This window comes from Acinetobacter sp. X9, assembly GCF_054889255.1.
The window spans coordinates 3622242-3645347 of the sequence record NZ_CM142679.1 but is presented as its reverse complement, the minus strand read 5'-3'; the positions used below and the strand labels follow the sequence as shown (position 1 = coordinate 3645347).

Here is a 23106-nt window from a genome sequence, read left to right as displayed (position 1 = left end):
ATTCGATGTGAGCATGCTATAACAATAAAATATATTGTCTTGCTCACTTATTTTTTCCAGTAGAGTTTTTCCTATGGATCTGGTTTCACGTATACAAAATCTTCCAATTGGCAAATTCCACTACACACTATTGTGGGTGGTTGGTTTAGGTTGGATGTTTGATGCGATGGATACCGGTATCATTGCTTTTATCATGACAACGCTTGTTAAAGACTGGGCATTAACACCAGCCGAAAGCGGTTGGATTGTGAGTATTGGTTTTGTAGGAATGGCTATTGGGGCTGTTTGCTCAGGGGCTTTAGCAGATCGCTTTGGCCGTAAGACAATATTTGCTGTTACCATGGCGATCTATAGCATTGCGACTGCCTTATGTGCTTTTGCTCCAGACTTAAAGTGGTTATTAATTTTCCGTTTTATTGTTGGTCTTGGACTTGGTGGACAGTTACCCGTTGCAGTGACATTAGTGAGTGAATATATACCTGCACATGTACGTGGCCGTTTTATCGTACTACTCGAAAGTTTTTGGGGGTTGGGCTGGTTAGTTGCTGCACTCATTTCTTATTTTATTATTCCTAAATTTGGTTGGCATATTGCCTTTCTTATGGGTGGCCTCCCACTGATTTATATTTTAGTAATTTGGAAAAAACTCCCTGAATCGATACCTTACCTGATTAACCGTGGACGTGTTGAAGAAGCACACGTCTTAGTTCAAAAATTAGAAGCTCAAGCAGGCGTTCAAATTGTTCACCACATTGAAGTCGTGCCTGTAGCCATGCGACAAAAAGTCTCTTTTAAACAACTTTGGAGTGGTCAATTTGCTCGTAGAAGCTTAATGCTTTGGCTGATCTGGTTTGGAATTGTGTATTCCTACTATGGCATCTTTACATGGCTACCAAGTTTATTAGTGAAACAGGGCTATGATATTGTCAAATCATTTGAATATGTATTGCTTATGATTTTGGCTCAGCTACCGGGTTACTTAGCAGCAGCATGGTTTGTAGAGCGTTTAGGTAGAAAAATTACGCTCGCTGCGTTTATCGGTTTTTGTGCCTTGTCTGCATATTTCTTTGGACAAGCCGATAGTGTAAATAGCATTATGTTTTGGGGCTGTCTCATGTCATTCTTTAATTTGGGTGCATGGGGCGTGTTATATACCTATACACCAGAGCAATATCCAGCCAACATTCGGGCTTTTGGTTCAGGCTGGGCATCGGCAATGGGGCGTTTAGGTGGAATTTTAGCACCGATAGTCGTCACTCATATGATGGTTTCCAAAAATGGGTTTAGCCATGTTTTTATGATGTTTACTATTGTTTTACTTTTGGTTGCAGCTGTAATTTTAATATTAGGTGAAGAAACCCAAGGTAAAAGACTAGAGTCGATAGGCCTCTAGTTTGCCTAACTTTATAGCAAGTAACTAAAAATATAGAGAGATGAGACATAATTTGACGCTCAGGTGACAGAGTCCCTCTTGTGTCTGTAACATAGCCCACTTAGCATAAGACTCACTTAAAATAACGACTGATTTGGAAGATAAGCTGACTATGACCAGCCTTGCGCATCAAGCGACAGAAAACCGCTCTGTAGCCGAATTTACTGAACAGGCTTACCTGAATTATGCCATGTACGTCATCATGGATCGTGCATTGCCACATATCAGTGATGGCTTAAAGCCTGTACAGCGCCGTATTGTCTACGCCATGAGCGAGTTGGGCTTAAAAAGCAGTGGTAAGCCAAAAAAATCGGCTCGTACTGTGGGTGACGTACTTGGTAAATACCATCCGCATGGTGATTCGGCATGTTATGAAGCCATGGTATTGATGGCTCAGCCATTTAGTTATCGTTATCCTCTAATTGAAGGTCAAGGCAACTGGGGGTCACCAGATGACCCTAAATCGTTTGCTGCGATGCGTTATACCGAGGCAAAACTTTCCGCTTACAGTGAATTATTATTAAGTGAGCTAGGTCAAGGTACGAGTGAATGGCAAGATAACTTTGATGGTTCTTTAAAAGAGCCAATTACCTTGCCGGCACGAGTTCCCAACATTCTACTAAATGGTACAACCGGTATTGCGGTTGGTATGGCGACCGATATTCCGCCACATAATTTACGTGAAGTGATTAAAGGGACAATTGCCTTAATTCGTAACCCGCAAACATCAGATGAGAAATTGGCTGAATATATTCCAGCGCCGGATTTACCAACCAAAGCTGAAATTATTACTCCGCGAGAAGAATTACTCAAAATCCAGACTACGGGTCGTGGTAGTTACCGCATGCGAGCGGTTTACACTATTGAAAAAAATGAAATCGTGATTACCGAATTACCGTATCAAGTATCGGGCTCGAAGGTAATTACTCAAATTGCCGATCAAATGCAGGCTAAAAAGCTGCCTCTAGTGGTGGATGTGCGTGATGAGTCAGATCATGCCAACCCAACACGATTAGTGATTGTACTTCGTTCTAATCGTATTGATGCTGAAGCAGTGATGAGCCACTTATTTGCAACTACGGATTTAGAATCGAGTTATCGTGTTAATTTAAACATGATTGGTGAAGATGGTCGTCCTCAGGTTAAGTCGATTCGACGTATCTTACTTGAGTGGATTGAGATCCGTAAAAAAACAGTTACTCGCCGTTTGGAATATCATTTAAACCGAATTGAAAAACGCCTACATATTTTGGCAGGTCTTTTAATTGCTTATCTCGATATTGATACAGTTATTCGTATTATTCGTGAAGAAGATCAGCCAAAACCTGTACTGATGGAACATTTCAAAATTGATGAGATACAGGCAGAAGCAATTTTAGAACTCAAGTTACGTCATTTAGCAAAACTTGAAGAGATGGAAATCCGTCAAGAGCAGGATGAACTTTCCGCAAAAGCAGCGATTATTCGTGAACAACTCGAAAATCCAGAATCTTTGAAAAATCTGATTATTAGTGAATTAAAGGAAGATGCGAAAAAGTTTGGTGACGAGCGCCGTTCTCCAATCGTGGCGCGTGCTGAAGCTGTTCAGATTAAAGAACAAGATTTAATGCCAGCTGAAGCAGTAACGGTAGTTTTATCTGAAGCTGGATGGATTCGTGCTGCAAAAGGTGCAGATGTTGATGCAGAGAATTTAAACTATCGTGCTGGCGACCAATATTTAAGCCATGCGGTGGGTAAAACCAATCAACGAATTTATTTCCTTGATGAGACGGGGCGTAGTTACGCCTTGCCTATTAGCAGTCTGCCATCAGCAAGAGGTTTAGGCGAGCCATTAAGTTCGAAACTTGCTCCTGCAAGTGGAGTCGCGTTTATTCAGGTCTATTTAGATGATGAAGAGTCAGAACTGATTGCTGCTAGCTCATCAGGTTATGGATTCAAAACTCAAACCAAACAGCTAGATACTAATGCCAAAGCAGGAAAGACATTCTTGTCGGTTCCTGAAAAATCAAAAGCTTTGCCGTTAGTATCTGCCCAAAACATGACACATTTAGCTGTGCTCAGCTCAGCAGGTCGACTCTTAATTATTGATTTGGCAGAACTGCCAAATTTAAATAAGGGTAAAGGTAATAAGTTGATACAACTTGAAGCAAAAGAGCAGATTTTATCCATGACAACCCTGAACTTAGATGAAATAATTCAGGTGGTTGCAGGTCAACAACATCTAAAACTAAAAGGTGATGATCTACAAAAATACATGGGTAAACGTGCTTCAAAAGGTCACCTCTTACCACGTGGATATCAAAAAGCAAATAAACTGTTGATTCAGAGATAAAGCTAGCGTCGGGCAACATAAATACGCTATATATGGCAACATGTTCAAGCAATGAACTGAACTTGTTGGTATTGAATAACGATTAAAAGGACAGCAATTTGGAGTACGTAATTTGTACTCCATATAAAAAAATTTGACAGGGTCAAATTGTCAAAACTTCTGTCTCATAATCTTGTTCGAAAGTGTCATGAATGTGCCAATAAGTTTTAAATATGTTCTGGCACCAAGAAGCTAAAGAATAGCTGGGGCATTGAATAACAGTTATTACTAAGGATTACGAATCGGAGATAATGGCATTATGGAAAAAATTTGGTTTGCAGAATACCAAAAGACAGGGATTCCAGAAACAGTAGCATTGCCTGCGGAAAATACCTCACTAGTTGATATTTTTGAGAATAATTTCCAAAAGTTTGGTTCTCGTGATGCTTTTATCTTCATGGATAAGGCAATGTCATTTAACGAGTTAGAACTTGCAAGTCGTAAGTTCGCGACCTATTTGCAAAATTTGGGGTTAGCAAAAGGGACTCGTGTTGCAGTAATGATGCCAAACGTATTGCAATATCCTGTAGTGGCATTAGCTGTTTTGCGTGCGGGCTTAGTTCTAGTGAATGTAAACCCACTTTATACGGCACGTGAGCTTGAGCATCAATTAAATGACTCGGGTGCAGAAGTGCTCGTGATTATCGAAAACTTTGCCAGTGTTTACCAAAGCATTTTAGGTAAAACTCCTGTGAAACATGTTGTGGTTGCGACAGTAGGAGATATGCTTGGTACGCTTAAAGGTACATTAGTAAATTTCGTATTACGTAAAGTACGTAAGCAAATTCCTGCTTGGAATATTCCAGGATACGTTAAATTTAATACAGCATTAAATAAAGAAAGCCCGAGTAGTTATAAGCGTCCAAATTTAACTTTAAGTGATACTGCCGTGCTTCAATATACGGGTGGTACTACAGGTGTTTCAAAAGGTGCGGAATTAACACATCTTAATTTGGTTGCTAACCTTTTACAGTGTGATGGTATCTTCCAAAGTAAATTTGGTGCAAACGATGGCGCTAAAGGCGACCGTATTGTTTGCGCATTACCGCTTTATCATATTTTTGCGTTCATGGTTTGCGCGATGTACGGTATGTATAAAGGTCAGGCAAATATCTTGATTCCGAACCCACGTGATTTACCAGCGGTAATTAATGAATTACGTAAATATCAGCCATCATTCTTCCCAGCAGTAAATACATTATTTAATGCTTTAGTAAACAATGAAGAATTTAAACAACTTGACCATAGCAATCTAAAAATGGCGATGGGCGGTGGTATGGCAGTTCTACCTTCTACAGCAGAAGCGTGGAAGAAGATTACTGGTACAACCATTATTGAAGGTTATGGTTTGTCTGAGACTTCTCCGGTAGCGACTGCAAATCCTCCTGCATCTACTGAATTTAGCGGCACAATTGGTATTCCATTACCTTTAACAGAAGTTGCTATTTTAGATGATGGCGGTAAAGAAGTCGCCTTAGGTGAGCAAGGTGAAATCTCTATTCGTGGTCCTCAAGTCATGAAAGGCTATTGGAAGCGTCCTGATGAGACTGCGAAAGTCATGACTGCAGACGGTTTCTTCCGTACTGGTGATATCGGCGTTATGGATAGCCGTGGATATACTAAAATTGTAGACCGTAAAAAAGATATGATTTTGGTTTCTGGCTTTAACGTTTATCCAAGCGAAATTGAAGAAGTTATTGCTAAACATCCAAAAGTATTGGAAGTTGCAGCAATTGGTGTTCCTGATGAAAAATCAGGTGAAGTGCCAAAACTCTTTATCGTGAAAAAAGACCAAAGCTTAACGACCGAAGAAATTTTGAACTTTGCTAAAGAAAACTTAACAGGTTATAAACGCCCTCGTTATGTTGAGTTTATGGATGAATTACCTAAATCAAACGTAGGCAAAATCTTACGTAAAGACTTACGTAAGCCAGCCTAAAAAGTTAATAAAAAAGCGCCTTAGGGCGCTTTTTTTGTTTTTACATTTTGTTGTGGCTCTTCATAAACCAGCGGTCTATGTAAGGACGACCAATTCCTACCATCCCAACAAAAACTAGCATTGTGCCCAATTGCAAACGCAAATGAGTTAAATCGAGCTGACCATAACTTAAATAATTATCTGCTAGGCAATATAGGGTAATCACAATTAACCAATGCCATAAAGGAAGTCGTTTAATACCGACTGCAATAAAAGTAATTGTTAAAATAACAAAGGTGCCCAGTGTCGATTGCCAATTTAGATTTGCACAAATCACACTCAATAAAAAAGCGACAATAGGAAGTACGATTTTTAATATACGGTCTACCTGAAGTTGATTTTGTTTTTGCTTCTCTAAGACGTCAAACAATTCTTTTTGATCAGGTTGTTGCATATATGGCCCTATTAATCAGTGATGACAAGTGATTGCATAAAATTTCAGGTAAAAACGCAATGTTATGATAGCATGATCAACAGTATTTTCAGTGATGGATGGCACTATGCAGGGCATCAGCGGCATTATCTATATTATTTTAGTGGCATGTTTGCTGCCATACGCATTTACCGTAATTGCAAAATTTACAGGTGGTTTCCAGCCCGTCGATAATCAAAATCCGAGAGCTTTTTTGGCTAAAACAACAGGCCTTGCTGCTCGCGCTAATGCCGTACAACAAAATAGCTTTGAAAGCCTACCTTTATTCTTAACTGCTATTTTAATGGCTGAATATATGGTTGTTCCGGAATATTTTATTCTGAGATTAGGTTGGGCATATATTATTTTAAGAGTTATTTATGGCATTTGCTATTTAAGTAACTGGGCAACTTTACGCTCTATTGTTTGGTTCTTATCGATATTGTGTCCAATCTTTTTACTTGTGGTCACGATTAAACTGACTTGAGTGTCATTCTGTCATCATTCATATCAACTTTCGCGTGTGCCCATTGTATAATCGGCATCATTTTGATGATATCCACGCTATAATCGAGTGGATTTTACATCTGACTTCATAACGAAAGAGTATTGATATGAGTTACAGCAATATCCCAGCAGGTAAAGATGCGCCAAATGACATCTATGTCATTATTGAAATTCCTGCAAATGCAGCACCAATTAAATATGAAATCGATAAAGATTCTGATGCATTGTTCGTAGACCGTTTCATGGGTACAGCAATGTTCTATCCAGCGAACTATGGTTATGTTCCAAATACTTTGTCTGAAGATGGCGACCCATTAGACGTACTTGTTGTAACTCCTCATCCTGTTGCTGCTGGTTCAGTCATTCGTTGCCGTCCAGTGGGCAAATTAAATATGGAAGATGACGGTGGTATTGATGCGAAATTAATCGCTGTTCCACACGAAAAATTATCTCCACTTTATAAAGACGTGAAGGAATATACAGATCTTCCTCCGTTATTGATTAGCCAAGTTGAGCATTTCTTCAGTCACTATAAAGATTTAGAACCAGGTAAGTGGGTAAAAATCAGTGGTTGGGAAGGTGCTGATGTTGCTAAAGCCGAAGTATTAAAAGCAATTGAAGCTGCTAAATAAGCTTTAATTTATAAGCTCAGAATTTCTGAATTGATATTTTGAGCTTAATAAAAAACCTACATCTGTTGCCAGACGTAGGTTTTTTTATACTTGATAGATTTGTGAATTAGAATAATTTCACAGGAATATCAAGGAATAAACGCCATTCGTTGGTATCACCGATATAGTTGCCATTTTGATATTCATCACTAGCACGGTAATAAGAGTTACGAATACGAAGGCTCGTATCTTTAGCAAAACCACTTTGAACTGTGTATTTCACTTGGTTAAAGAACTCACGTTCTTGAGCATCATCAGTTACGTTCTTAACTTTAATGTCCCAACCATATACAAATGCAGTTGTCCAGTTTAGACCAGGTAATACACCTAATTTACCAAAGTCAAGACTGTACTGAATTTGTGCAGATTTTTCATCGTTACCGATGAAGTCAGATAAGTAAGAGTTTGGCAAATAAATACTTTGACCGCCGTCAGCATTTTCACCATAGTCATAACCGACATTACCACTATTTTGTTGGTAAGCAACCATGATGTTATGTGGGCCAGTATTATAGGCTGTAGAAATTGCCCAAATATTGTTTTTACGATTAGATAGGTCATCTGTAGTTTGTGAATAAGTAAAAGCACCTTCATCAAACTTAGTGTGATAACCACTGAAATCGTAAGTTAATGAGCTGTCATTCGCCAATGGTTGCTTATAGTTTACATTAACGTAGTGACGTTCAAGCTTATCTTTACTATCTAAACCATAGTAAGATGCATTTAAATTATCATCAAACTTGTATTTAGCACCCCAAACAATTGCGCGGTCAAGATGACGACCATCTGTGTTCACTTGATCAGAATATTGATCTTTAGTGAATTTACCAGCAATGACTTCTAAATCTTTAATTTCACGGCTCGTTAATAACGTACCAGTAAAGTATTCAGGTACTAAACGAGCTGTGTTACTTGCAAGAACGGGTAAGTCGAGTACTTGAGTACCGTAACGCACTGTTGTATTTGAAAAACGGGCTTTAAGGTTAGCACCACCACGAGCCCAGTGATCATAAGAGTCACCAGCACCTTTTGTTAGTACGCCTTTGTCATTGAGACCTGTTTCACGTGGAATCATGTTATTGCCGGCATTTTTGTTTGCGCCGATTTTAAATGAGCCATCACCAACAACACCAACACCGAATCCAACAATACCCTTGGTAAAGCCAGAATCAATATTTACAATTGCCGTTTGAGCAAATGAACTAGTATCTTTAACTTGTACAGGTTTGCCTGTAAGGTTTTCAACATAGTTGGTTTTGTCACGGCTGATGTAGCCTGTACGGAAGAGAATAGAACCGTTCGCATCTTCAACAAATCCTTTTGCCTCACTTTGCTCGCTTGCCTGAGCTGAGGAAATTATTGCCGCAGAAATGAGAACTGCTAATGTAAGTTTTTGTGCTTTTAGCATATTTAAAGAACCTCATAAAAACGATAAATCCTGTGCCTTGTTATTGTTCAAAGCCTAGGATTTCCATCAATTGTATAAGTAATCTATAAAAAAGATATATTTTTGTTGATTTTATTTTATATATGCTATGCAGAAATTGATTAATGTGCTACTGGTTATTAATAAATTTACTAATAGTCTTTTATACTTAATCTATTGTTTAAAATAAAAAAAGTAATTTATTTTTTAGTGGATTTTTACCATTTATTTTATATTTAAACTTCAAAAAATAGTTGAATCTTGTGTTCATTTTTTACGCTTTTTTGTTGGATATGTTTACTTTTTAATCTTATTTTAAGTTTCTTTTTTCGTCACTTTTATTTTTATACCTTTTAAATTATTACTATATAACGTTATTTTAAAAATGGAATGTACAAAAATAGATCACTAACAGATGATCAATAGAATATGTTTGGGTTGATCAAATTTAGTGCAATACGTTGCTTGTATTTTGTGCACTACTCTTTTTATCCATATTATTGCTTAAAAAAGACCCAAAATAGTACATCTACTTTAAACAAGGAATAAGTAAACAAATCCAATGAGTAGAAATGCGCAATCACAGATCATTACAAGCACTGTCCTCCAGAAATTTACATATTTTTTATATCTCTCCTCTAAGATTAAATAGAAAATTTATGTGCAACAAATGAATACTTCACGCCTCGCTCATTAATTTCCGATAAGGGGTTTTCGTATGTTTAGTATTTTTTGTCGCATAAGAATTTTATTTTATCACTATGTTTTTTATAGATATATTTTTATAAAAATTACAGAGAAATTTTATAATAAAGTGAGTTTGATCTCAAAATTAATGAAGAGCACTGATAGCAAATTTGTACTTGGCACAGCAATTGCTAAAGCTCAAGTAACACAATTTGTTTAATTCCTATAAATCGTGCATTCATTGTGGGGGAGATCAAAATGATGAAATTTGCACTTAAGGCAGTAACTCTTGGTATCTTTGCAGCAGGGTCAACTATGGCTATGGCTGAAGATGCTCCATCTTTTTATGGAATCACGGCAACAGGTAATGTAGCCGCGACCACAGACTACCGTTTTCGCGGTGTTACTCAATCTTCAAATAACCCAGCTATTCAAGGTGGGTTCACTTTTTCACACAAGTCAGGGGCTTATTTATCGCTCTGGGGCTCAAGTGTTGATTTTGGTGTAACTGGGAACTCAACAGAAACTGATGTCGCGTTGGGATATACCAATACTTTAAAATTATCCGATACGCTTGCGCCAACGTATGATATCGGTGTAATTCATTATGGTTATATTGGTTCTGGTCATAGTTTTGACCGTAATGGCATAGGTTATGATGGTAAAAATGGTCTAGATTTTAATGAAGTTTACGGTAAATTAACTTTTGCTAATTCTTTACTTAAAGGCGATGCACTCAGTGTAGGTGTGAACTATTCAGATGACTACTGGGCTAATTCTAAGCAGTTCTGGTATTTTAATGTCGGTTATTCTGCGCCAATTGCAGATACAGGATTTACAGGACTTGCTTCAGTTGGCTATAACAAATTCAAAAATAAAGAAGCTTTAGCCGTAGTTGGTGGTGGCCCTGGTAAAGATGATAGCTATATCGATTATAAAGTCGGCGTAAACTATAATATTTTAGGTATTGTCGCTGAGCTAGATGTTGTTGGTACAGACATTAGTACTTCTGGCATGACTGATGCTCAGAAAAAACCTTATGACACAGGCTTAGTATTTAGTTTAACTAAAACATTCTAAGTTTGAGTTTAAAAAAAGCGGGTGAGTAACCCGCTTTTTTATTAGTTTTCTATTTCAGAAAGTAGCTGTTTTAACTGGTTAAGCTCAATATCCGTAGCTTTAGATAATGGCTTGCGTGGTAAGCCCGCAGAGACACCTTTTAGTTGTAAACCAGCTTTAATCGTTTTAGGTAAACCACCATTTACAATAAAGCGTAGTAGAGGAAGTTGCTGATAAAATGACTTCTGGGCCTGTTCCAATTCACCATTTTTCACATGTTCAATAAGCTGTTGAGGTCGCTGACCTAACAGGTTCGGTGCTGCTGTACACCAACCGCTTGCTCCCGCACATAAAGCTTCTAAAGCCAGAGGGTTACACCCGTTATAAAAAGGGAGTTCTCCTTTTGATAACTCATAAATTTTATGCATGCGCTGAATATCACCGCTACTTTCTTTCACCATCGTAATATTTGTAATGCTATTAAACATACGCACAATTAACTCTGGAGACATATCAACACCGCTAGTCGCGGGGTTATTATAAATCATAATTGGTAGTGTAATTTCTTCGGCAATTGCTTGATAATATTCAAAAATCTCTTGGTCTGTTAGCTTCCAATAAGATATAGGAATCACCATAAGTGCATCTGCACCATAGCTTTGCGCGACTTGCGCCTTTTTGATGGCTTGATCAGTCGTGAGTTCTGAAATTCCAATAATGACAGGCACGCGTTTATTAATACTTTCAATTGAAGTTTTTGCGACTAAGCACCATTCATCCCATTCAAGATAAGCGCTTTCGCCTGTACTGCCTAAAGGCGCAATCGCATCGCAGCCATTTGCAATCAGCAAATCCAGCATTTGTTTCAAAACAGGAAGATTAATGGTGTTGTCATCAGAAAATGGTGTAACAGGGTAGCCAATAATGCCGTTTATTTTCATGGTGGAAATCTCTTTTTAAATACAGTCAGAATGTTTTTTCAAAGCTTTACGTGCGTAGTAGGCAAAGTTCACTTTGTTGCGTTTATCGGTAGAAACCCAGTCATGAGCTTCTTTTGCTAAAGCATGGGGGATGGGCTGGATTTGTCCGGCAGACATGGCTAGCAGTTGCAGTTGAGCTGCTCGTTCAATTAAAAGAGCCAAGTTGCAGGCTTCTTCAATGGTTTTTCCTGTGACCAATTGACCATGATGAGACAATAAAACAGCGCGGTTTTTACCAAGCGCAGAAGAAATCAAAATACCTTCTTCATTGCCTACAGGAACACCCGGCCAATGACCTACAAATGAGCAGTCTTCGTAAAGTGCACAAACGTCCATTTGGGAAATCATAAGTGGAACCTGTAGCATCGATAGGGCTGCTACATGGGTAGGATGAGTATGGATAATGCAGTTCACTTCTGGATGTTCTTTATAAATCCATGTGTGAAAACGATTGGCTGGGTTTGCCATTCCTTCTTGATTGATAGGTTCTAAATCTTGATTCACCTCAAGTAAATTTGAGGCAGTAATTTCATCAAAACCTAAACCAAAACATTGGGTAATAAAGGATTCTTTATTTTCACTACGGCAGGTAATTTGGCCTGCTAAACCAGCATCATGGCCCTGGTCAAATAAAATACGGCAAGTGAGTGCAAGCTTTTGACGATCAGTTAAATCTGAGTCGCTAATCCACTTTTGCATGTCTTGCTGTGCGTGTTGCATCAGGTCTTGTTTGTTTACAGCAGCAGTCTTCATCTCTTCTCCAGTCCAGTTGACCAAATTAAGTAGGTGAAGGCAGAATAGAAAATAGCTGGATGAATCAATACATCCAGTTTTTATAAGTTATATGGTCCAGATGGGGCGAATATGCTAAGACCTTGGCAAGTACATTTTCGTATCGATGAAAGAGAAGAAAAAACGGTATTTCTAAAACTGACTAACTTGATTAGTCAGGAAATTTTATGTGGCCGTTTAGTGCAGGGTACGATGCTGCCGGGGTCTCGTAGCTTGTCAAAAGAACTAGGAATTAATCGAAAAACCGTACAAGCAGTCTATGAAGAGTTAGAGGCACAAGGATGGCTTGTGACCCGTCCCCGAAAAGGCACATTTGTGGCGGATGTTTTGCCGGAAAAACAGCTTCAAATAGAGCCAGTATCTGAGCGAACAGTTAATGATAAACCAATCACTCAAGAAGTGATTCAACGCCCACATAACGATGGTGTGCCAGATCCGAGGCTTATTCCCTACGAACTATTTTCGCGGGCATACCGGCATGCACTGATTAAAATTACGCAAAACCAGTACATGGGATATGGTGACCCACGAGGTATGGTTGAGCTAAGACAGGCTTTACAACAAATGCTGTCGATGGAACGTTTTATGAATGTTGCCGAAGATGAGATTTGTATTGTACGTGGTAGCCAGATGGGAATTTTTCTTGCCTCTCGAGCATTACCCAATCGGCAGGGCGTTATCGTTGTTGAAGAATTATATTATCCATCTGCTTTTAAAGCATTTCAATCAAATGGCTTTCAAGTGGTTTCTGTCAAATTAGATGAACAAGGTATCGTCATTGACGACCTAGAACGGATTTTACAAGAGCACTCAGTTGCTGCCATTTATACAACTCCGCATCACCAATATCCTACAACTGTCACCATGACCATGTCTCGCCGTCTTCAACTCTTAGAGCTTTCAAAAAAATGGGGGGTTTATATTATTGAAGATGATTATGACCACGAATTCCACTATGACAGTCGGCCTATGCCACCCTTAGCAAGTTTGCCTCATTCTGATTTAGTCATTCATGTGGGCTCATTATCAAAGGTCTTTGCACCCGGTATTCGCTTGGGATATATGGTAGCGTCCCTAACAATCATTCAATCGATTACAGAAGATATTCTATTGATTGATCGGCAAGGCAATAACATTACGGAACTTGCTTTAGCAGATTTAATGCAGCGAGGGGAAATCAAGCGGCATATCCGTAAAATGAAAAAAATATATCAACTACGCCGTGACCATGCCTTAGCTGAGTTCCATCGAGTTTTTGCTGAGACTGTTCAGATACAATCACCTGCAGGTGGAATGGCCTTATGGGCGAAATTCCAGAAAGCATTTACTCAAGATCAGCTTATGAAATTAAAAGAACTCAACATTGATACAGAGCAGAAGTTTAAACAGGGGGAGCCTTCTAACCATTGTATTCGTTTTGGCTTTGCTGCTTTATCAGAGAAGGAAATCACTGCTTTAATCGAGACCTTAAATCGAGTTCTTAATAAAGCAACAGCGGACTCATAATACGCTGTTTTATTTTAAGAAAGTTCACTCTAATTCATTTCTACATTTTTGAATCTCTGAGACAAATTTAAGCAGAAAGGGGGTAATTTGTGACTTATATTTTTCGGTTTGTAGCATCTCGCTAATTTTTTCAGGAGATTTGCCGATGAGAGAAATCCTTAAAAATAAATCTTCAAAGAAATTGCTACTAACAGTCGACAATACTCTTCTTAAAGAAACTAGCATGTCGTCGCCGCGGCTAGATGCATGAACCAGGACAATAGGTATATCTATAATTTCGGTACGGGAAACCATCCAATCAATTGCATTCTTGAGACCACCTGGAATACAACGGATATATTCTGGACTTGAGATGATAATGCCATCTGCATCAGAAACAGATTTGATGAAATCTTCCACTACAGTAGGCGTTTTTTCTCCTTCATTATCTGGAGAAAAGACAGGCAGATTATTAATATGATCAAAAACTGTCAATTCAATGTCGGACGGTGCTATATCCTTCATTGCTCTTAATAGAGCAGTGTTTGTAGATTCTTTTCTTGCACTACCTGAGATAGCCAAAATTTTCATAGCATCCTCTTTACTTCTATTAATACATACGGAGTAATAAATTCTCTTATTAATAACTTCTATAAATATTAAAAAAGCGGACTCATAATCCGCTGTTTTTATTTTAAGAATGATTGCCTCGATAAGAGAGCGCTTCTGTAAGATGAGGACTTTGGATCATCTCACTTTGCGCCAAATCGGCAATGGTACGAGCAACCCGTAAAACACGATGATAAGCACGAGCCGACAGATTCAAACGTTGTTGAGCCATTTCAATCATTCGTTGAGAAGTACTATCAAGTACAGCATATTGCTCAAGTTGTTTCGGTGAAAGTGCTTGATTTAAACAATCTTGTCTTTGCATTTGTTGCTCATAAGCATAAATCACACGTTGCCGTACAGTTGTAGAGTCTTCAGCAGGCGTTGGATCTTGCAGTTCCTGAGCTTTTAAAGGAGGTACATCAATATGTAAATCGATACGGTCAAGTAATGGCCCTGATATACGGTTTTGATAGCGCTTAATACTCTCTGGTGAACATTGGCAACGGCTATCTTGATTAAACGCATAACCACATGGGCAAGGGTTCATTGCTGCAATGAGCTGAAAGTTTGCAGGATAGGTAATTTGCCGAGCTGCACGTGAAATAATGATTTCTTTTGATTCAAGTGGCTGACGTAAGACTTCTAGCACTTTTCTGTCAAACTCGGGGAGTTCATCTAAAAACAAAACCCCTAAATGAGATAAGGTAATTTCACCAGGTTTAGGATGTGAACCGCCCCCAACTAGTGCAATGGCTGATGCTGTATGGTGGGGCGCGCGAAATGGACGCTGACCAAAGGTATGCGGTGTATTTGAAATAGAATAAATACTCGCGACTTCAAGCGTTTCCTGATTAGAAAGCGGTGGCAAAATTGAAGGAAGACGTGACGCGAGTAAAGTCTTACCTGTACCTGGTGGCCCTTTAAAGAGCAGCGAGTGCCCGCCTGCAGCGGCTATTTCTAGTGCGCGACGTGGGCGTAGCTGACCCTTTACATCTGCCAGATCAAATTTATAAGGCATTTGGTTTGAGTTCGCTGCAGGTTCAATCGAAGATAGCGATTTCATGCCCAGAAAATGATCACAGACTTCTTTTAAATGGCTCACTGGATAACATTCAAGGTTCGGTAAATGGCTAATATCCTGACTATTATCGAGAGGTAAAAGCATTTTATGCCTGGCCTGTTGACACGCCATTGCCAAAGTTAAAGTACCTGACACTGGTCTTACATGGCCATCTAAAGCTAATTCACCAATTAATTCAAAATCTTCGGCACAGTTTTCTGGGAGCTGGCCAGAAGCAATTAAAATACCTATAGCAATAGGTAAATCTAGACGTGATCCATCTTTGGGCAAATCTGCTGGTGCAAGATTAATGGTCAATCTTTTAGTTGGAAATTGAAATCCACTATTAATAATGGCTGAGCGAACCCGGTCTTTACTTTCTCTTACCGCCGCCTCTGCTAGGCCGACAATAGTAAGAGAAGGTAAGCCTTGACTCACATGTACCTCAACTTCAATCAGAGGCGCATGTAAACCTAAAAGTCCCCGTGTATAAATTTTAGAAAAAGACATCTTATTGTTCCATTATGGTGCTTCATTTTTAATCGTTGTAAAGTATAAATGCGCTACGTTGGTGCTTATTTTTTATTCTTTAAAGTTTCTTCTAACAAACTTACTTGTCTTTGTAGCTCTTCTAAACGTTGATTGGCTGATTGAAGTGCAGTCTTTTGACGGTCGATCTCTTGTTTGGAAACAAGATCCAACTTTTCGACCGCTTCATTTAATAATGCACGTAAATTTTTTTCCAAATCTTTTTTAGGCTCATCAATTTGTTCCAGAATGGCCTGTAGCAAAGTTTCTAGCATGAAATATCCAAAGTGTTGTATTACCTTATGGTTTACAGTTTAACACTGCTTAAGCGCTGGATATAGGTTTCAATTCTTTTAGTGCAAATAGATCATTAAATCAGCATATAACACTACTGAAAATTCATTTTATTTTTGATAGCTCATCTACATCTTGCTCACTAAATAGGTTATAAAGAAAGTTCATGCAAAAGATTCATTTCCCTCAACCTTTGAAATATTGGCATGAAAATTGAACATAAAACCTTACTGGTGAAAAGAAGCCGAAGGAAACAAACATGAAGCTTGTAACTGCAATTGTAAAACCGTTTAAATTGGATGACGTGCGTGAAGCACTCTCTGACATTGGTGTACAAGGGATTACCGTAACTGAAGTTAAAGGTTTTGGTCGTCAAAAAGGGCATACTGAACTCTACCGTGGCGCGGAGTATGTGGTTGATTTCTTACCTAAAGTAAAAATCGAGATTGCGATTAGTGATGAAATGGTGGACGCAGTAATTGAATCAATTACACGTGTGGCAAGCACTGGAAAAATCGGCGATGGTAAGATTTTTGTGACTAACCTGGAACAAGTAATCCGTATCCGTACGGGTGAAACTGGACCGGATGCTGTCTAAATTGGCACAAAGCTTGCTGAGTAGAAAATAACTCGCAAATGAGGTTGGGGGACACGAATGAAAAAAATGCTTATGGCGCTCAGTCTATCAGGCGCTCTTTTGGGTGGTACTGCCGTTTGGGCAGAAGAAGCTGTAACAACGCCAACATCGGAAGTTGCGGCCGCATCAACATCACAAGCTACTGCAACTACTGCAGAAGCACCAGTTGCTGAAACTCCAGCAGCTCCAGCACCGACACCTACGCTTGATACGGGTGATACCTCTTGGATTTTAGTTTCAACCGCATTGGTTCTATTAATGACCATTCCGGGATTGGCATTATTCTACGGCGGTATGGTACGTAAAAAAAATGTACTCAGTACGATGATGTTCAGCCTTTCAGCTGCAATCTTGGTAAGTTTGCTGTGGGTGATTGCTGGTTACTCAATCGCGTTCTCTGGCACAGGTGCATTTTTTGGTGATTTGTCTAAAGCAATACTAAACGGGGTAGCGTTTGATGCATTAAGTGGGACAATTCCTGAAAGTCTCTTTGTTATTTTCCAAATGACTTTTGCCATTATTACAGTGGCGATCCTTAGCGGTTCTATTGCAGACCGTATGAAATATTCAGCTTTCATGGTGTTTATTGCAGTTTGGGTGCTAGTTGTTTACGCACCAATTACCCACTGGGTGTGGGCTGCAGATGGCTGGTTATTTAAAGCAGGCGCATTAGATTTTGCTGGTGGTACAGTTGTACATATCAACTCAGGTGTTGCAGGTCTAGTTGCTGCTTACATGCTTGGAAAACGTATTGGCCTTGGCCGCGAATCTATGGCTCCGCATAACCTGACTTTAACTGTAGTGGGCGCAAGCTTACTTTGGGTGGGTTGGTTCGGCTTTAACGGTGGTAGTGCTCTAGGCGCTGGTGCTCGTGCAAGTATGGCAATTTTAGTGACTCAAGTTGCCGCTGCTGCTGCTGCATTCTCTTGGTTAGTTGTTGAACGTATGATCCGTGGTAAAGCATCTGTATTAGGCGGTGCTTCTGGTGCGGTAGCTGGCTTAGTTGTGATTACACCAGCAGCAGGTTTTGTTGGGGTAGGCGGTGCTTTAGTCATGGGCCTTATTGGTGGCGTAGTGTGCTTCTGGGGTATTACAGCACTTAAACGCTTACTTAAAGCCGACGATGCTTTGGATGCGTTTGGTTTACATGCTGTAGGTGGTATTGTCGGTGCGATTTTAACTGGCGTATTCTACAGTGACGAAATTATTAAAGCAGCTAACGTTCCATTAGCAGCAACATTCACTGGCCAATTATGGGTACAAATTGAAGGCGTATTAGCAACCATGGTTTACAGTGGTATCGCGACTTTCGTTATTCTTAAAGTGATTGATCTTGTGATTGGTATTCGTGTTAATGCTGATGATGAACGCATGGGTCTAGATTTAAGCCAACATGGCGAACGTATTGAATAATCATTAATATATCTGTCTTAAAAGAACAGTCTTGCGCTGTGATCAAAGCGATGCTTTGATCTTGCTCAGGACTGTTTTTTTGTCTTGAAGAATGCTGGTTCTGTAAGTGTAGAAATTTTGCTACACTAGGTCAAAGTAATCGACCCTATAAATCCGCTATGCATTGTCCATTTTGCAACGCCGCAGATAGTAAAGTCATCGATTCACGTTTAGCCGCCGAAGGCTGTCAGATTCGTCGACGTCGTGAGTGTGTAAGTTGCGGTGAACGTTTTACCACTTTTGAAAGCTATGAAGTGGTAATGCCCCGTGTGATCAAATCGAATGGAAAAAATGAACCTTTCGATGAGGCCAAATTACGTCGTTCGTTAATGCATGCTTTGCAAAAACGTCCGGTCACACAAGAGCAGATCGAAACAGTTTTAAGTGATATCCAGTTGCAGATTCGCCGTTTAGGTGAGCGTGATGTGAAATCTAGAACAATTGGCGAAATTGTCATGCAATCTTTATTTGCCCTTGACCATGTTGCTTACGTCCGATTTGCTTCTGTCTATCAAGATTTTCAGGATGTTGAAGCGTTTCGCCGTCAAATAGAGCAAATGCAACAACGTGAACACTAATCATTTGAGATTTTTATGTCTGAGTTGAAACAAGATCAGTATTGGATGCAGCAAGCTATTGAACTTGCCAAACGAGGACTATATTCGACCAAGCCTAATCCAAATGTTGGTTGTGTGATTGTCAAAGATGATCAGTTAATTGGCCAAGGTTTTCATCCTAAAGCGGGTCAGCCACACGCAGAGGTTTTTGCCTTACGCGAAGCGGGTGAATATGCACAAGGTGCAACAGCTTACGTTACGCTTGAACCATGTGCACATTATGGCAGAACTCCTCCTTGTGCCGAAGCATTGGTGAAAGCCCAAGTTAAAAAAGTAGTGGTTGCTTGTCCTGATCCAAATCCATTAGTGGCGGGTAAGGGTGTTCAGATTTTGGAAAATGCCGGAATTGAAGTAGAAGTTGGCATTTGCGAAGATTTAGCATCAAAACTTAATCAAGGTTTTTTAAAGGCAATGTCTACAGGCATGCCTTATGTACGTTTAAAGGTAGCCTCAAGTTTAGATGGGCGTACTGCAATGGCATCAGGTGAGTCGAAGTGGATTACCGGTTCGGCTGCACGCCAAGATGTACAACATTGGCGTGCCATTTCTGGAGCAGTGATTACAGGTATTGAAACTGTGATTGCAGATGATTGTCAGCTTAATGTGCGTTCACTCAATAATTTTGATATCGAGATGGTTGCTCAGCCAAAACGGGTTGTTTTAGACCGCCAAGGACGTTTGCCACTTAACGCTAAGATCTTAGCGAATCCTGAAACTGTGATGGTAATGGGGCCGTATCGTCAAGAACTTGCTGATTTAGGCGTGATACAATTAGAAATTCAGCCTTTAAAAATGCTGTTACAGACCCTATCTAAGCAACATCAAATTTATGATGTGTTGGTTGAAGCTGGCGCAACATTGTCTACTGCCTTTTTGCAAGAAGGTTTGGTGGATGAATTGATCAGTTATATTGCCCCGACCTTATTGGGGAAAAGTGCAAGGGCCATGTTCAATGCAGAATTTGAATATATGGCAGAGCAACTTCGTTTTACACTTCTTGATGTGACAAAAATTGATCAAGATATACGCTTAAGGTTAATCCCTACGCAAGAGAAAGTATGAATTCAGAGCCTTCGGTTTATCACAAACGTCGTCATGCAGCCCGTACGACAGACGAATATCTTTTCCATCAGCTTGTGCCGTACTTGGGTAACAAGCGCCGATTGCTCCATCTAATTTTAGAAGCCCTTGAAATTACAGGGACACTGAATAGCAAGAAAAAGAATCCACCGATTTTTGCCGATTTCTTTGCCGGCAGTGGCGTTGTATCTCGTTTAGCACGTCAAAATGGTTACCGCGTGATTGCAAACGACTGGGAACCTTATAGTCATGCTTTAAATCATGCGATTTTAGCCTGTGTAGATGCACCTGCTTTTAAAGAACTGGGTGGCTATCAAAAGGCAATCGATTATTTAAATCGCTTACCTGAAGTTAAAGGTTGGGTAACGCATAACCTTTGTCCACGTAACGATGATGTATACGATCCAACTCGTGACCGTTTATTCTTTAAACGCCGTAACGGTATGCGTATCGATGCAATTCGTCAGCAGATTGCAACATGGCAGGCACAAGGTGCAATTAATGATGTAGAGATGAGTGCTTTGCTTGCGCCATTGCTCTATTCAGCTAGTTTTGTCAGTAACACGAGTGGTGTATTTAAAAGCTTCCACCAAGGATGGGGCGGACGTACTCAAACTGCGTTAGAACGAATTGAATCATTACTTTGGTTAACACCGAGCCGTTTTTGTGAGATTGGTGATCGCAAACGTCCGGCTGCTGAAATGTGGTGTGTAGATTCACAACATCTAGCAAATCAAATGAGTGGTTTTGAGGTTGATGTTGCCTATCTCGATCCACCATATAACCAGCACGCATATAGTAGTAATTATCACGTTTTAAATGCACTAACTTTATGGGATCAGGTGGATTTACCTTCACCGGATACCAAAGGTTATAAGAGTGGTATTGATAGAGCATGGCGTAAAGAACGCCCAAGTCCATATAACTCTTCTAAACATGCAAAAGATGCGTATGAGAAATTACTTTCAACGATCAATGCACGCTATATTCTGACCAGCTATTCAACTGATGGTAATATCGAGCCGAAAGATTTACTTATGGCCAATCTGGAACGAGGCAAAGTGACCTTGTTAACACAAGATGTTCCGCGTTATCGAGTGAGTAAACAACGACAGTCTGAACGTGCACGCGTGCTTGAGTTTATTGTGATTACTGATACTCATGCTAAGTCAGGACCACCATTACGTCAGTTATTAGGCCAGCTTTACCACTTCGCCGAGCTAGGTGGTGTAGATACCTCAGGCAATAGTACACAGCTCGCACTTTGGTAAGCGCTGCAATTTAAGCAGTGTAAAAAGATTTGGAGATTGAGCCATGTTTACAGGCATCATTGAAAGTTTAGGTAAAGTTGAAAGCCTGCAAAGTGTAGGTGGTGATGTACGTCTACGTATTCAGACTGATCTGGATATGTCTGATGTACATTTGGGTGATTCGATTGCAACCAATGGTATTTGCCTCACAGTGATTGAATGGGGCGATAATTGGTATGCAGCAGATGTTTCTCGTGAAAGTTTAAATCGAACGACTTTGGGTAACTGGAAAGTTGGGCAACGTGTCAATGTTGAAAAGGCAATGTTACCGACAACGCGCTTTGGTGGGCACATTGTAAGTGGTCATGTTGATGGCGTAGGTGAAATTACCGTAGTGCGTGAAGATGCTCGATCAATCTATTATGAAGTTACAGCACCGACAGAACTTGCTAAATATTTGGCGGAAAAAGGCTCTGTAACCGTTGATGGAATTAGCTTAACGATTAACCACTTGCGTGGAAATATTTTAAGCTTGAATTTGATTCCGCATACTGCAGAACGTACCAATATTGGAACGTGGCAAGTAGGCAGTAAGGTCAACCTTGAAGTCGACGTGTTGGCGCGTTATATCGAGCGTTTATTGCTAGGTGATAAAGCAGCTGAGCAAAAAACTGAGTCAAATATTAGTATGGCTTTTTTAGCTGAAAATGGTTTTTTAAAATAAAAGCCAGATCATCAAAATAAAAAAACCGGAACATATGTCCGGTTTTTTTATTTTTAAAAATTAATGCTTTGTGAGAGTAACCGAATGTGTGCCGACCCATAGTTTAGTATGCTGAGTACGTGTAATTGAAAACTCACCTTTTTCCGACGCTCGTGTCAGCAAGATTGAAAGCGAATTAAAGTCGTTATGACTCATATAAAGTTCTTGTGCTGAAAATGTCCATTGCTCACCCTGATTAAGCTGCTCAAGTTGCTTTGAAATCTGATGCGGAATGTCCATTTCTTACCCTCATTAATTCTCTTAAAATCACTACTTTCTATTCTCATAATCATTTGATCTACAAGAATAATATTTATGTCTATTTTGTGACATATAGGTGTCAGTTTTATGACAGAAGAAGTTTTAAAAACTTTACTTCTCTATTTTTTCATCAGAAAACTTAGAGTTCTTTAAAATATATTCAATTTCTTCTTGAGCTGCCGAATGTAGTTTAGCTCGGAAAGCCGTTACGGACTCTTCAATTAAGTTTTCAGCTTCAAGTTCTAAACGAATGCGTAAACTTTCAAGCTCAGATAAGATTTGATCATCGGTGATACTAAGTTTTACACCAGCGGAGTAATTGACGGCTGGGGTTTCAGGGTTTTTCTGATAGCGTGCAGTTTGTTCTGCAACTTCTTGTTCTAAATGACTGCGTAATGCCTGTAATGTTTCAGTCTGTTCATTAAACTTGCGAATTTCGTCTGCTTGCAACTCCGCAGCATAAGCAGCTTCTGATGCACGTTTGTCAGCAAGTGCTTTTTCTAAAGCGAGTTGACGACGGATACGTGCTTGCTCTATAAGCTCTGCCTTAAGGTCCGCGTAAGCTTGTTCAATTTTTTGCTGTGATTCTAACTGCGCTTTTTCGTCATTTAAAACCCAAAGCTGAATAGGGGTTTGTGGTTCTAATAAGTCGCAAATACGTGCCAGATCCTGTTGATAGGCATGACGGACAGCTTCAGGCGCATTTAACCATCTTTTTTTAAAATCTTGCCCGACATTTAATGCCACCATGC

Annotated in this window: 23 protein-coding genes; 14 read left to right on the top strand and 9 right to left on the bottom strand. The window is 39.6% G+C overall.

The genetic code is table 11. The features are described from left to right. The first annotated feature begins 73 nt into the window (after window positions 1–73). From niaP to ACYU0V_RS17335, 3 genes are all read left to right on the top strand, one after another. Window positions 74–1393: a niacin transporter NiaP gene (gene niaP, locus ACYU0V_RS17345; RefSeq protein WP_086265373.1), complete on the top strand. Its 1320-nt coding sequence runs from the start codon at window positions 74–76 to the stop codon at window positions 1391–1393. Window positions 1394–1544: 151 nt separating this feature from the next. After that, window positions 1545–3764 carry a DNA topoisomerase IV subunit A gene (gene parC, locus ACYU0V_RS17340; RefSeq protein ID WP_087090463.1) on the top strand — a complete coding sequence of 740 codons (2220 nt, stop codon included), beginning with the start codon at window positions 1545–1547 and terminating at the stop codon, window positions 3762–3764. A 298-nt stretch (window positions 3765–4062) separates the two neighbouring features. Then, complete coding sequence (locus tag ACYU0V_RS17335) at window positions 4063–5742, top strand: AMP-binding protein (RefSeq protein ID WP_461848412.1); 1680 nt, start codon at window positions 4063–4065, stop codon at window positions 5740–5742. A gap of 40 nt (window positions 5743–5782) precedes the next feature. Here the strand turns inward: ACYU0V_RS17335 and ACYU0V_RS17330 are convergent, their stop codons facing one another. Continuing rightward, the gene (locus ACYU0V_RS17330; protein ID WP_033851266.1) at window positions 5783–6175 is read right to left on the bottom strand and encodes a hypothetical protein; all 393 of its coding nucleotides are present in this window, start codon (window positions 6173–6175) and stop codon (window positions 5783–5785) included. 106 nt (window positions 6176–6281) lie between these two features. Here ACYU0V_RS17330 and ACYU0V_RS17325 point away from each other — a divergent pair, with 106 nt between their 5' ends. Together ACYU0V_RS17325 and ppa are read left to right on the top strand one after the other, a co-directional pair. Beyond that, entirely contained in the window at window positions 6282–6680 is a 399-nt protein-coding gene (locus tag ACYU0V_RS17325) for an MAPEG family protein (protein ID WP_002121258.1), read from the top strand. 127 nt (window positions 6681–6807) lie between these two features. Then, window positions 6808–7332 (top strand): inorganic diphosphatase, encoded by a 525-nt coding sequence (ppa, locus tag ACYU0V_RS17320; RefSeq protein WP_002121243.1) that lies wholly within the window; start codon window positions 6808–6810, stop codon window positions 7330–7332. A 106-nt stretch (window positions 7333–7438) separates the two neighbouring features. Here the strand turns inward: ppa and ACYU0V_RS17315 are convergent, their stop codons facing one another. Further along, entirely contained in the window at window positions 7439–8779 is a 1341-nt protein-coding gene (locus tag ACYU0V_RS17315) for an OprD family outer membrane porin (RefSeq protein WP_461848411.1), read from the bottom strand. Window positions 8780–9515: 736 nt separating this feature from the next. Here ACYU0V_RS17315 and ACYU0V_RS17310 point away from each other — a divergent pair. Together ACYU0V_RS17310 and ACYU0V_RS17305 are read left to right on the top strand one after the other, a co-directional pair. Further along, on the top strand, window positions 9516–9704 hold the full coding sequence (locus ACYU0V_RS17310; RefSeq protein ID WP_044102661.1) for a hypothetical protein: 189 nt from the start codon (window positions 9516–9518) through the stop codon (window positions 9702–9704). Between the two features lie 38 nt (window positions 9705–9742). After that, window positions 9743–10564 (top strand): TorF family putative porin, encoded by an 822-nt coding sequence (locus ACYU0V_RS17305; protein WP_033851261.1) that lies wholly within the window; start codon window positions 9743–9745, stop codon window positions 10562–10564. Window positions 10565–10605: 41 nt separating this feature from the next. Here ACYU0V_RS17305 and ACYU0V_RS17300 read toward each other — a convergent pair whose 3' ends face one another. Then, on the bottom strand, window positions 10606–11484 hold the full coding sequence (locus ACYU0V_RS17300; RefSeq protein WP_461848410.1) for a dihydrodipicolinate synthase family protein: 879 nt from the start codon (window positions 11482–11484) through the stop codon (window positions 10606–10608). 15 nt (window positions 11485–11499) lie between these two features. Then, window positions 11500–12276, bottom strand: a complete 777-nt coding sequence (locus tag ACYU0V_RS17295) for an aldolase (RefSeq protein WP_461848408.1) — start codon at window positions 12274–12276, stop codon at window positions 11500–11502. A 111-nt stretch (window positions 12277–12387) separates the two neighbouring features. On the opposite strand from ACYU0V_RS17295, the gene pdxR reads away from it, so the two are divergent. Beyond that, entirely contained in the window at window positions 12388–13821 is a 1434-nt protein-coding gene (gene pdxR / locus ACYU0V_RS17290; protein WP_461848406.1) for a MocR-like pyridoxine biosynthesis transcription factor PdxR, read from the top strand. Window positions 13822–13845: 24 nt separating this feature from the next. Here the strand turns inward: pdxR and ACYU0V_RS17285 are convergent, their stop codons facing one another. From ACYU0V_RS17285 to ACYU0V_RS17275, 3 genes are all read right to left on the bottom strand, one after another. Then, window positions 13846–14391 carry an NADPH-dependent FMN reductase gene (locus ACYU0V_RS17285; protein WP_141316626.1) on the bottom strand — a complete coding sequence of 182 codons (546 nt, stop codon included), beginning with the start codon at window positions 14389–14391 and terminating at the stop codon, window positions 13846–13848. A 103-nt stretch (window positions 14392–14494) separates the two neighbouring features. Further along, a complete protein-coding gene (locus ACYU0V_RS17280; RefSeq protein ID WP_461848403.1) occupies window positions 14495–15982 on the bottom strand; it encodes a YifB family Mg chelatase-like AAA ATPase in 1488 nt (495 codons plus the stop codon). A 65-nt stretch (window positions 15983–16047) separates the two neighbouring features. After that, window positions 16048–16275 carry an accessory factor UbiK family protein gene (locus ACYU0V_RS17275; protein WP_046812233.1) on the bottom strand — a complete coding sequence of 76 codons (228 nt, stop codon included), beginning with the start codon at window positions 16273–16275 and terminating at the stop codon, window positions 16048–16050. A 278-nt stretch (window positions 16276–16553) separates the two neighbouring features. Here ACYU0V_RS17275 and glnK point away from each other — a divergent pair, with 278 nt between their 5' ends. The 6 genes from glnK to ACYU0V_RS17245 all read left to right on the top strand — a co-directional run bounded on the left by glnK (window position 16554) and on the right by ACYU0V_RS17245 (window position 22054). Beyond that, window positions 16554–16892, top strand: a complete 339-nt coding sequence (glnK, locus tag ACYU0V_RS17270) for a P-II family nitrogen regulator (RefSeq protein ID WP_000780326.1) — start codon at window positions 16554–16556, stop codon at window positions 16890–16892. A gap of 57 nt (window positions 16893–16949) precedes the next feature. Beyond that, entirely contained in the window at window positions 16950–18344 is a 1395-nt protein-coding gene (locus tag ACYU0V_RS17265; protein WP_461848399.1) for an ammonium transporter, read from the top strand. Between the two features lie 158 nt (window positions 18345–18502). After that, entirely contained in the window at window positions 18503–18961 is a 459-nt protein-coding gene (gene nrdR / locus ACYU0V_RS17260; protein ID WP_000543541.1) for a transcriptional regulator NrdR, read from the top strand. 15 nt (window positions 18962–18976) lie between these two features. Beyond that, window positions 18977–20062, top strand: a complete 1086-nt coding sequence (gene ribD, locus ACYU0V_RS17255; protein WP_057070650.1) for a bifunctional diaminohydroxyphosphoribosylaminopyrimidine deaminase/5-amino-6-(5-phosphoribosylamino)uracil reductase RibD — start codon at window positions 18977–18979, stop codon at window positions 20060–20062. Beyond that, the gene (locus ACYU0V_RS17250; RefSeq protein WP_002121221.1) at window positions 20059–21351 is read left to right on the top strand and encodes a DNA adenine methylase; all 1293 of its coding nucleotides are present in this window, start codon (window positions 20059–20061) and stop codon (window positions 21349–21351) included. The genes ribD and ACYU0V_RS17250 overlap by 4 nt, the downstream gene beginning before the upstream one ends. A 43-nt stretch (window positions 21352–21394) precedes the next feature. Continuing rightward, complete coding sequence (locus ACYU0V_RS17245; RefSeq protein ID WP_002121149.1) at window positions 21395–22054, top strand: riboflavin synthase; 660 nt, start codon at window positions 21395–21397, stop codon at window positions 22052–22054. 60 nt (window positions 22055–22114) lie between these two features. On the opposite strand, the gene ACYU0V_RS17240 is transcribed toward ACYU0V_RS17245, so the two are convergent. Together ACYU0V_RS17240 and blhA are read right to left on the bottom strand one after the other, a co-directional pair. Next, window positions 22115–22333 carry a hypothetical protein gene (locus ACYU0V_RS17240; RefSeq protein ID WP_461848396.1) on the bottom strand — a complete coding sequence of 73 codons (219 nt, stop codon included), beginning with the start codon at window positions 22331–22333 and terminating at the stop codon, window positions 22115–22117. Between the two features lie 132 nt (window positions 22334–22465). Beyond that, window positions 22466–23104, bottom strand: coding sequence for a cell division protein BlhA (blhA, locus tag ACYU0V_RS17235; protein ID WP_161283109.1), 639 nt, complete (start codon window positions 23102–23104; stop codon window positions 22466–22468). Between the last annotated feature and the right edge of the window lie 2 nt (window positions 23105–23106).

Bases quoted from the DNA above. Each gene is read 5' to 3' on its own strand.
- ACYU0V_RS17315 (WP_461848411.1), bottom strand. From the start codon at position 8,779: ATGCTAAAAGCACAAAAACTTACATTAGCAGTTCTCATTTCTGCGGCA.
- nrdR (WP_000543541.1), top strand. From the start codon at position 18,503: ATGCATTGTCCATTTTGCAACGCCGCAGATAGTAAAGTCATCGATTCA.
- glnK (WP_000780326.1), top strand. From the start codon at position 16,554: ATGAAGCTTGTAACTGCAATTGTAAAACCGTTTAAATTGGATGACGTG.
- ACYU0V_RS17240 (WP_461848396.1), bottom strand. From the start codon at position 22,333: ATGGACATTCCGCATCAGATTTCAAAGCAACTTGAGCAGCTTAATCAG.
- ACYU0V_RS17335 (WP_461848412.1), top strand. From the start codon at position 4,063: ATGGAAAAAATTTGGTTTGCAGAATACCAAAAGACAGGGATTCCAGAA.
- ACYU0V_RS17295 (WP_461848408.1), bottom strand. From the start codon at position 12,276: ATGAAGACTGCTGCTGTAAACAAACAAGACCTGATGCAACACGCACAG.
- ACYU0V_RS17285 (WP_141316626.1), bottom strand. From the start codon at position 14,391: ATGAAAATTTTGGCTATCTCAGGTAGTGCAAGAAAAGAATCTACAAAC.
- ACYU0V_RS17305 (WP_033851261.1), top strand. From the start codon at position 9,743: ATGATGAAATTTGCACTTAAGGCAGTAACTCTTGGTATCTTTGCAGCA.
- ACYU0V_RS17325 (WP_002121258.1), top strand. From the start codon at position 6,282: ATGCAGGGCATCAGCGGCATTATCTATATTATTTTAGTGGCATGTTTG.
- ACYU0V_RS17245 (WP_002121149.1), top strand. From the start codon at position 21,395: ATGTTTACAGGCATCATTGAAAGTTTAGGTAAAGTTGAAAGCCTGCAA.
- ACYU0V_RS17310 (WP_044102661.1), top strand. From the start codon at position 9,516: ATGTTTAGTATTTTTTGTCGCATAAGAATTTTATTTTATCACTATGTT.
- ACYU0V_RS17280 (WP_461848403.1), bottom strand. From the start codon at position 15,982: ATGTCTTTTTCTAAAATTTATACACGGGGACTTTTAGGTTTACATGCG.
- ribD (WP_057070650.1), top strand. From the start codon at position 18,977: ATGTCTGAGTTGAAACAAGATCAGTATTGGATGCAGCAAGCTATTGAA.
- ACYU0V_RS17250 (WP_002121221.1), top strand. From the start codon at position 20,059: ATGAATTCAGAGCCTTCGGTTTATCACAAACGTCGTCATGCAGCCCGT.
- ppa (WP_002121243.1), top strand. From the start codon at position 6,808: ATGAGTTACAGCAATATCCCAGCAGGTAAAGATGCGCCAAATGACATC.
- niaP (WP_086265373.1), top strand. From the start codon at position 74: ATGGATCTGGTTTCACGTATACAAAATCTTCCAATTGGCAAATTCCAC.
- blhA (WP_161283109.1), bottom strand. From the start codon at position 23,104: ATGGTGGCATTAAATGTCGGGCAAGATTTTAAAAAAAGATGGTTAAAT.
- ACYU0V_RS17300 (WP_461848410.1), bottom strand. From the start codon at position 11,484: ATGAAAATAAACGGCATTATTGGCTACCCTGTTACACCATTTTCTGAT.
- ACYU0V_RS17265 (WP_461848399.1), top strand. From the start codon at position 16,950: ATGAAAAAAATGCTTATGGCGCTCAGTCTATCAGGCGCTCTTTTGGGT.
- pdxR (WP_461848406.1), top strand. From the start codon at position 12,388: ATGCTAAGACCTTGGCAAGTACATTTTCGTATCGATGAAAGAGAAGAA.
- parC (WP_087090463.1), top strand. From the start codon at position 1,545: ATGACCAGCCTTGCGCATCAAGCGACAGAAAACCGCTCTGTAGCCGAA.
- ACYU0V_RS17330 (WP_033851266.1), bottom strand. From the start codon at position 6,175: ATGCAACAACCTGATCAAAAAGAATTGTTTGACGTCTTAGAGAAGCAA.
- ACYU0V_RS17275 (WP_046812233.1), bottom strand. From the start codon at position 16,275: ATGCTAGAAACTTTGCTACAGGCCATTCTGGAACAAATTGATGAGCCT.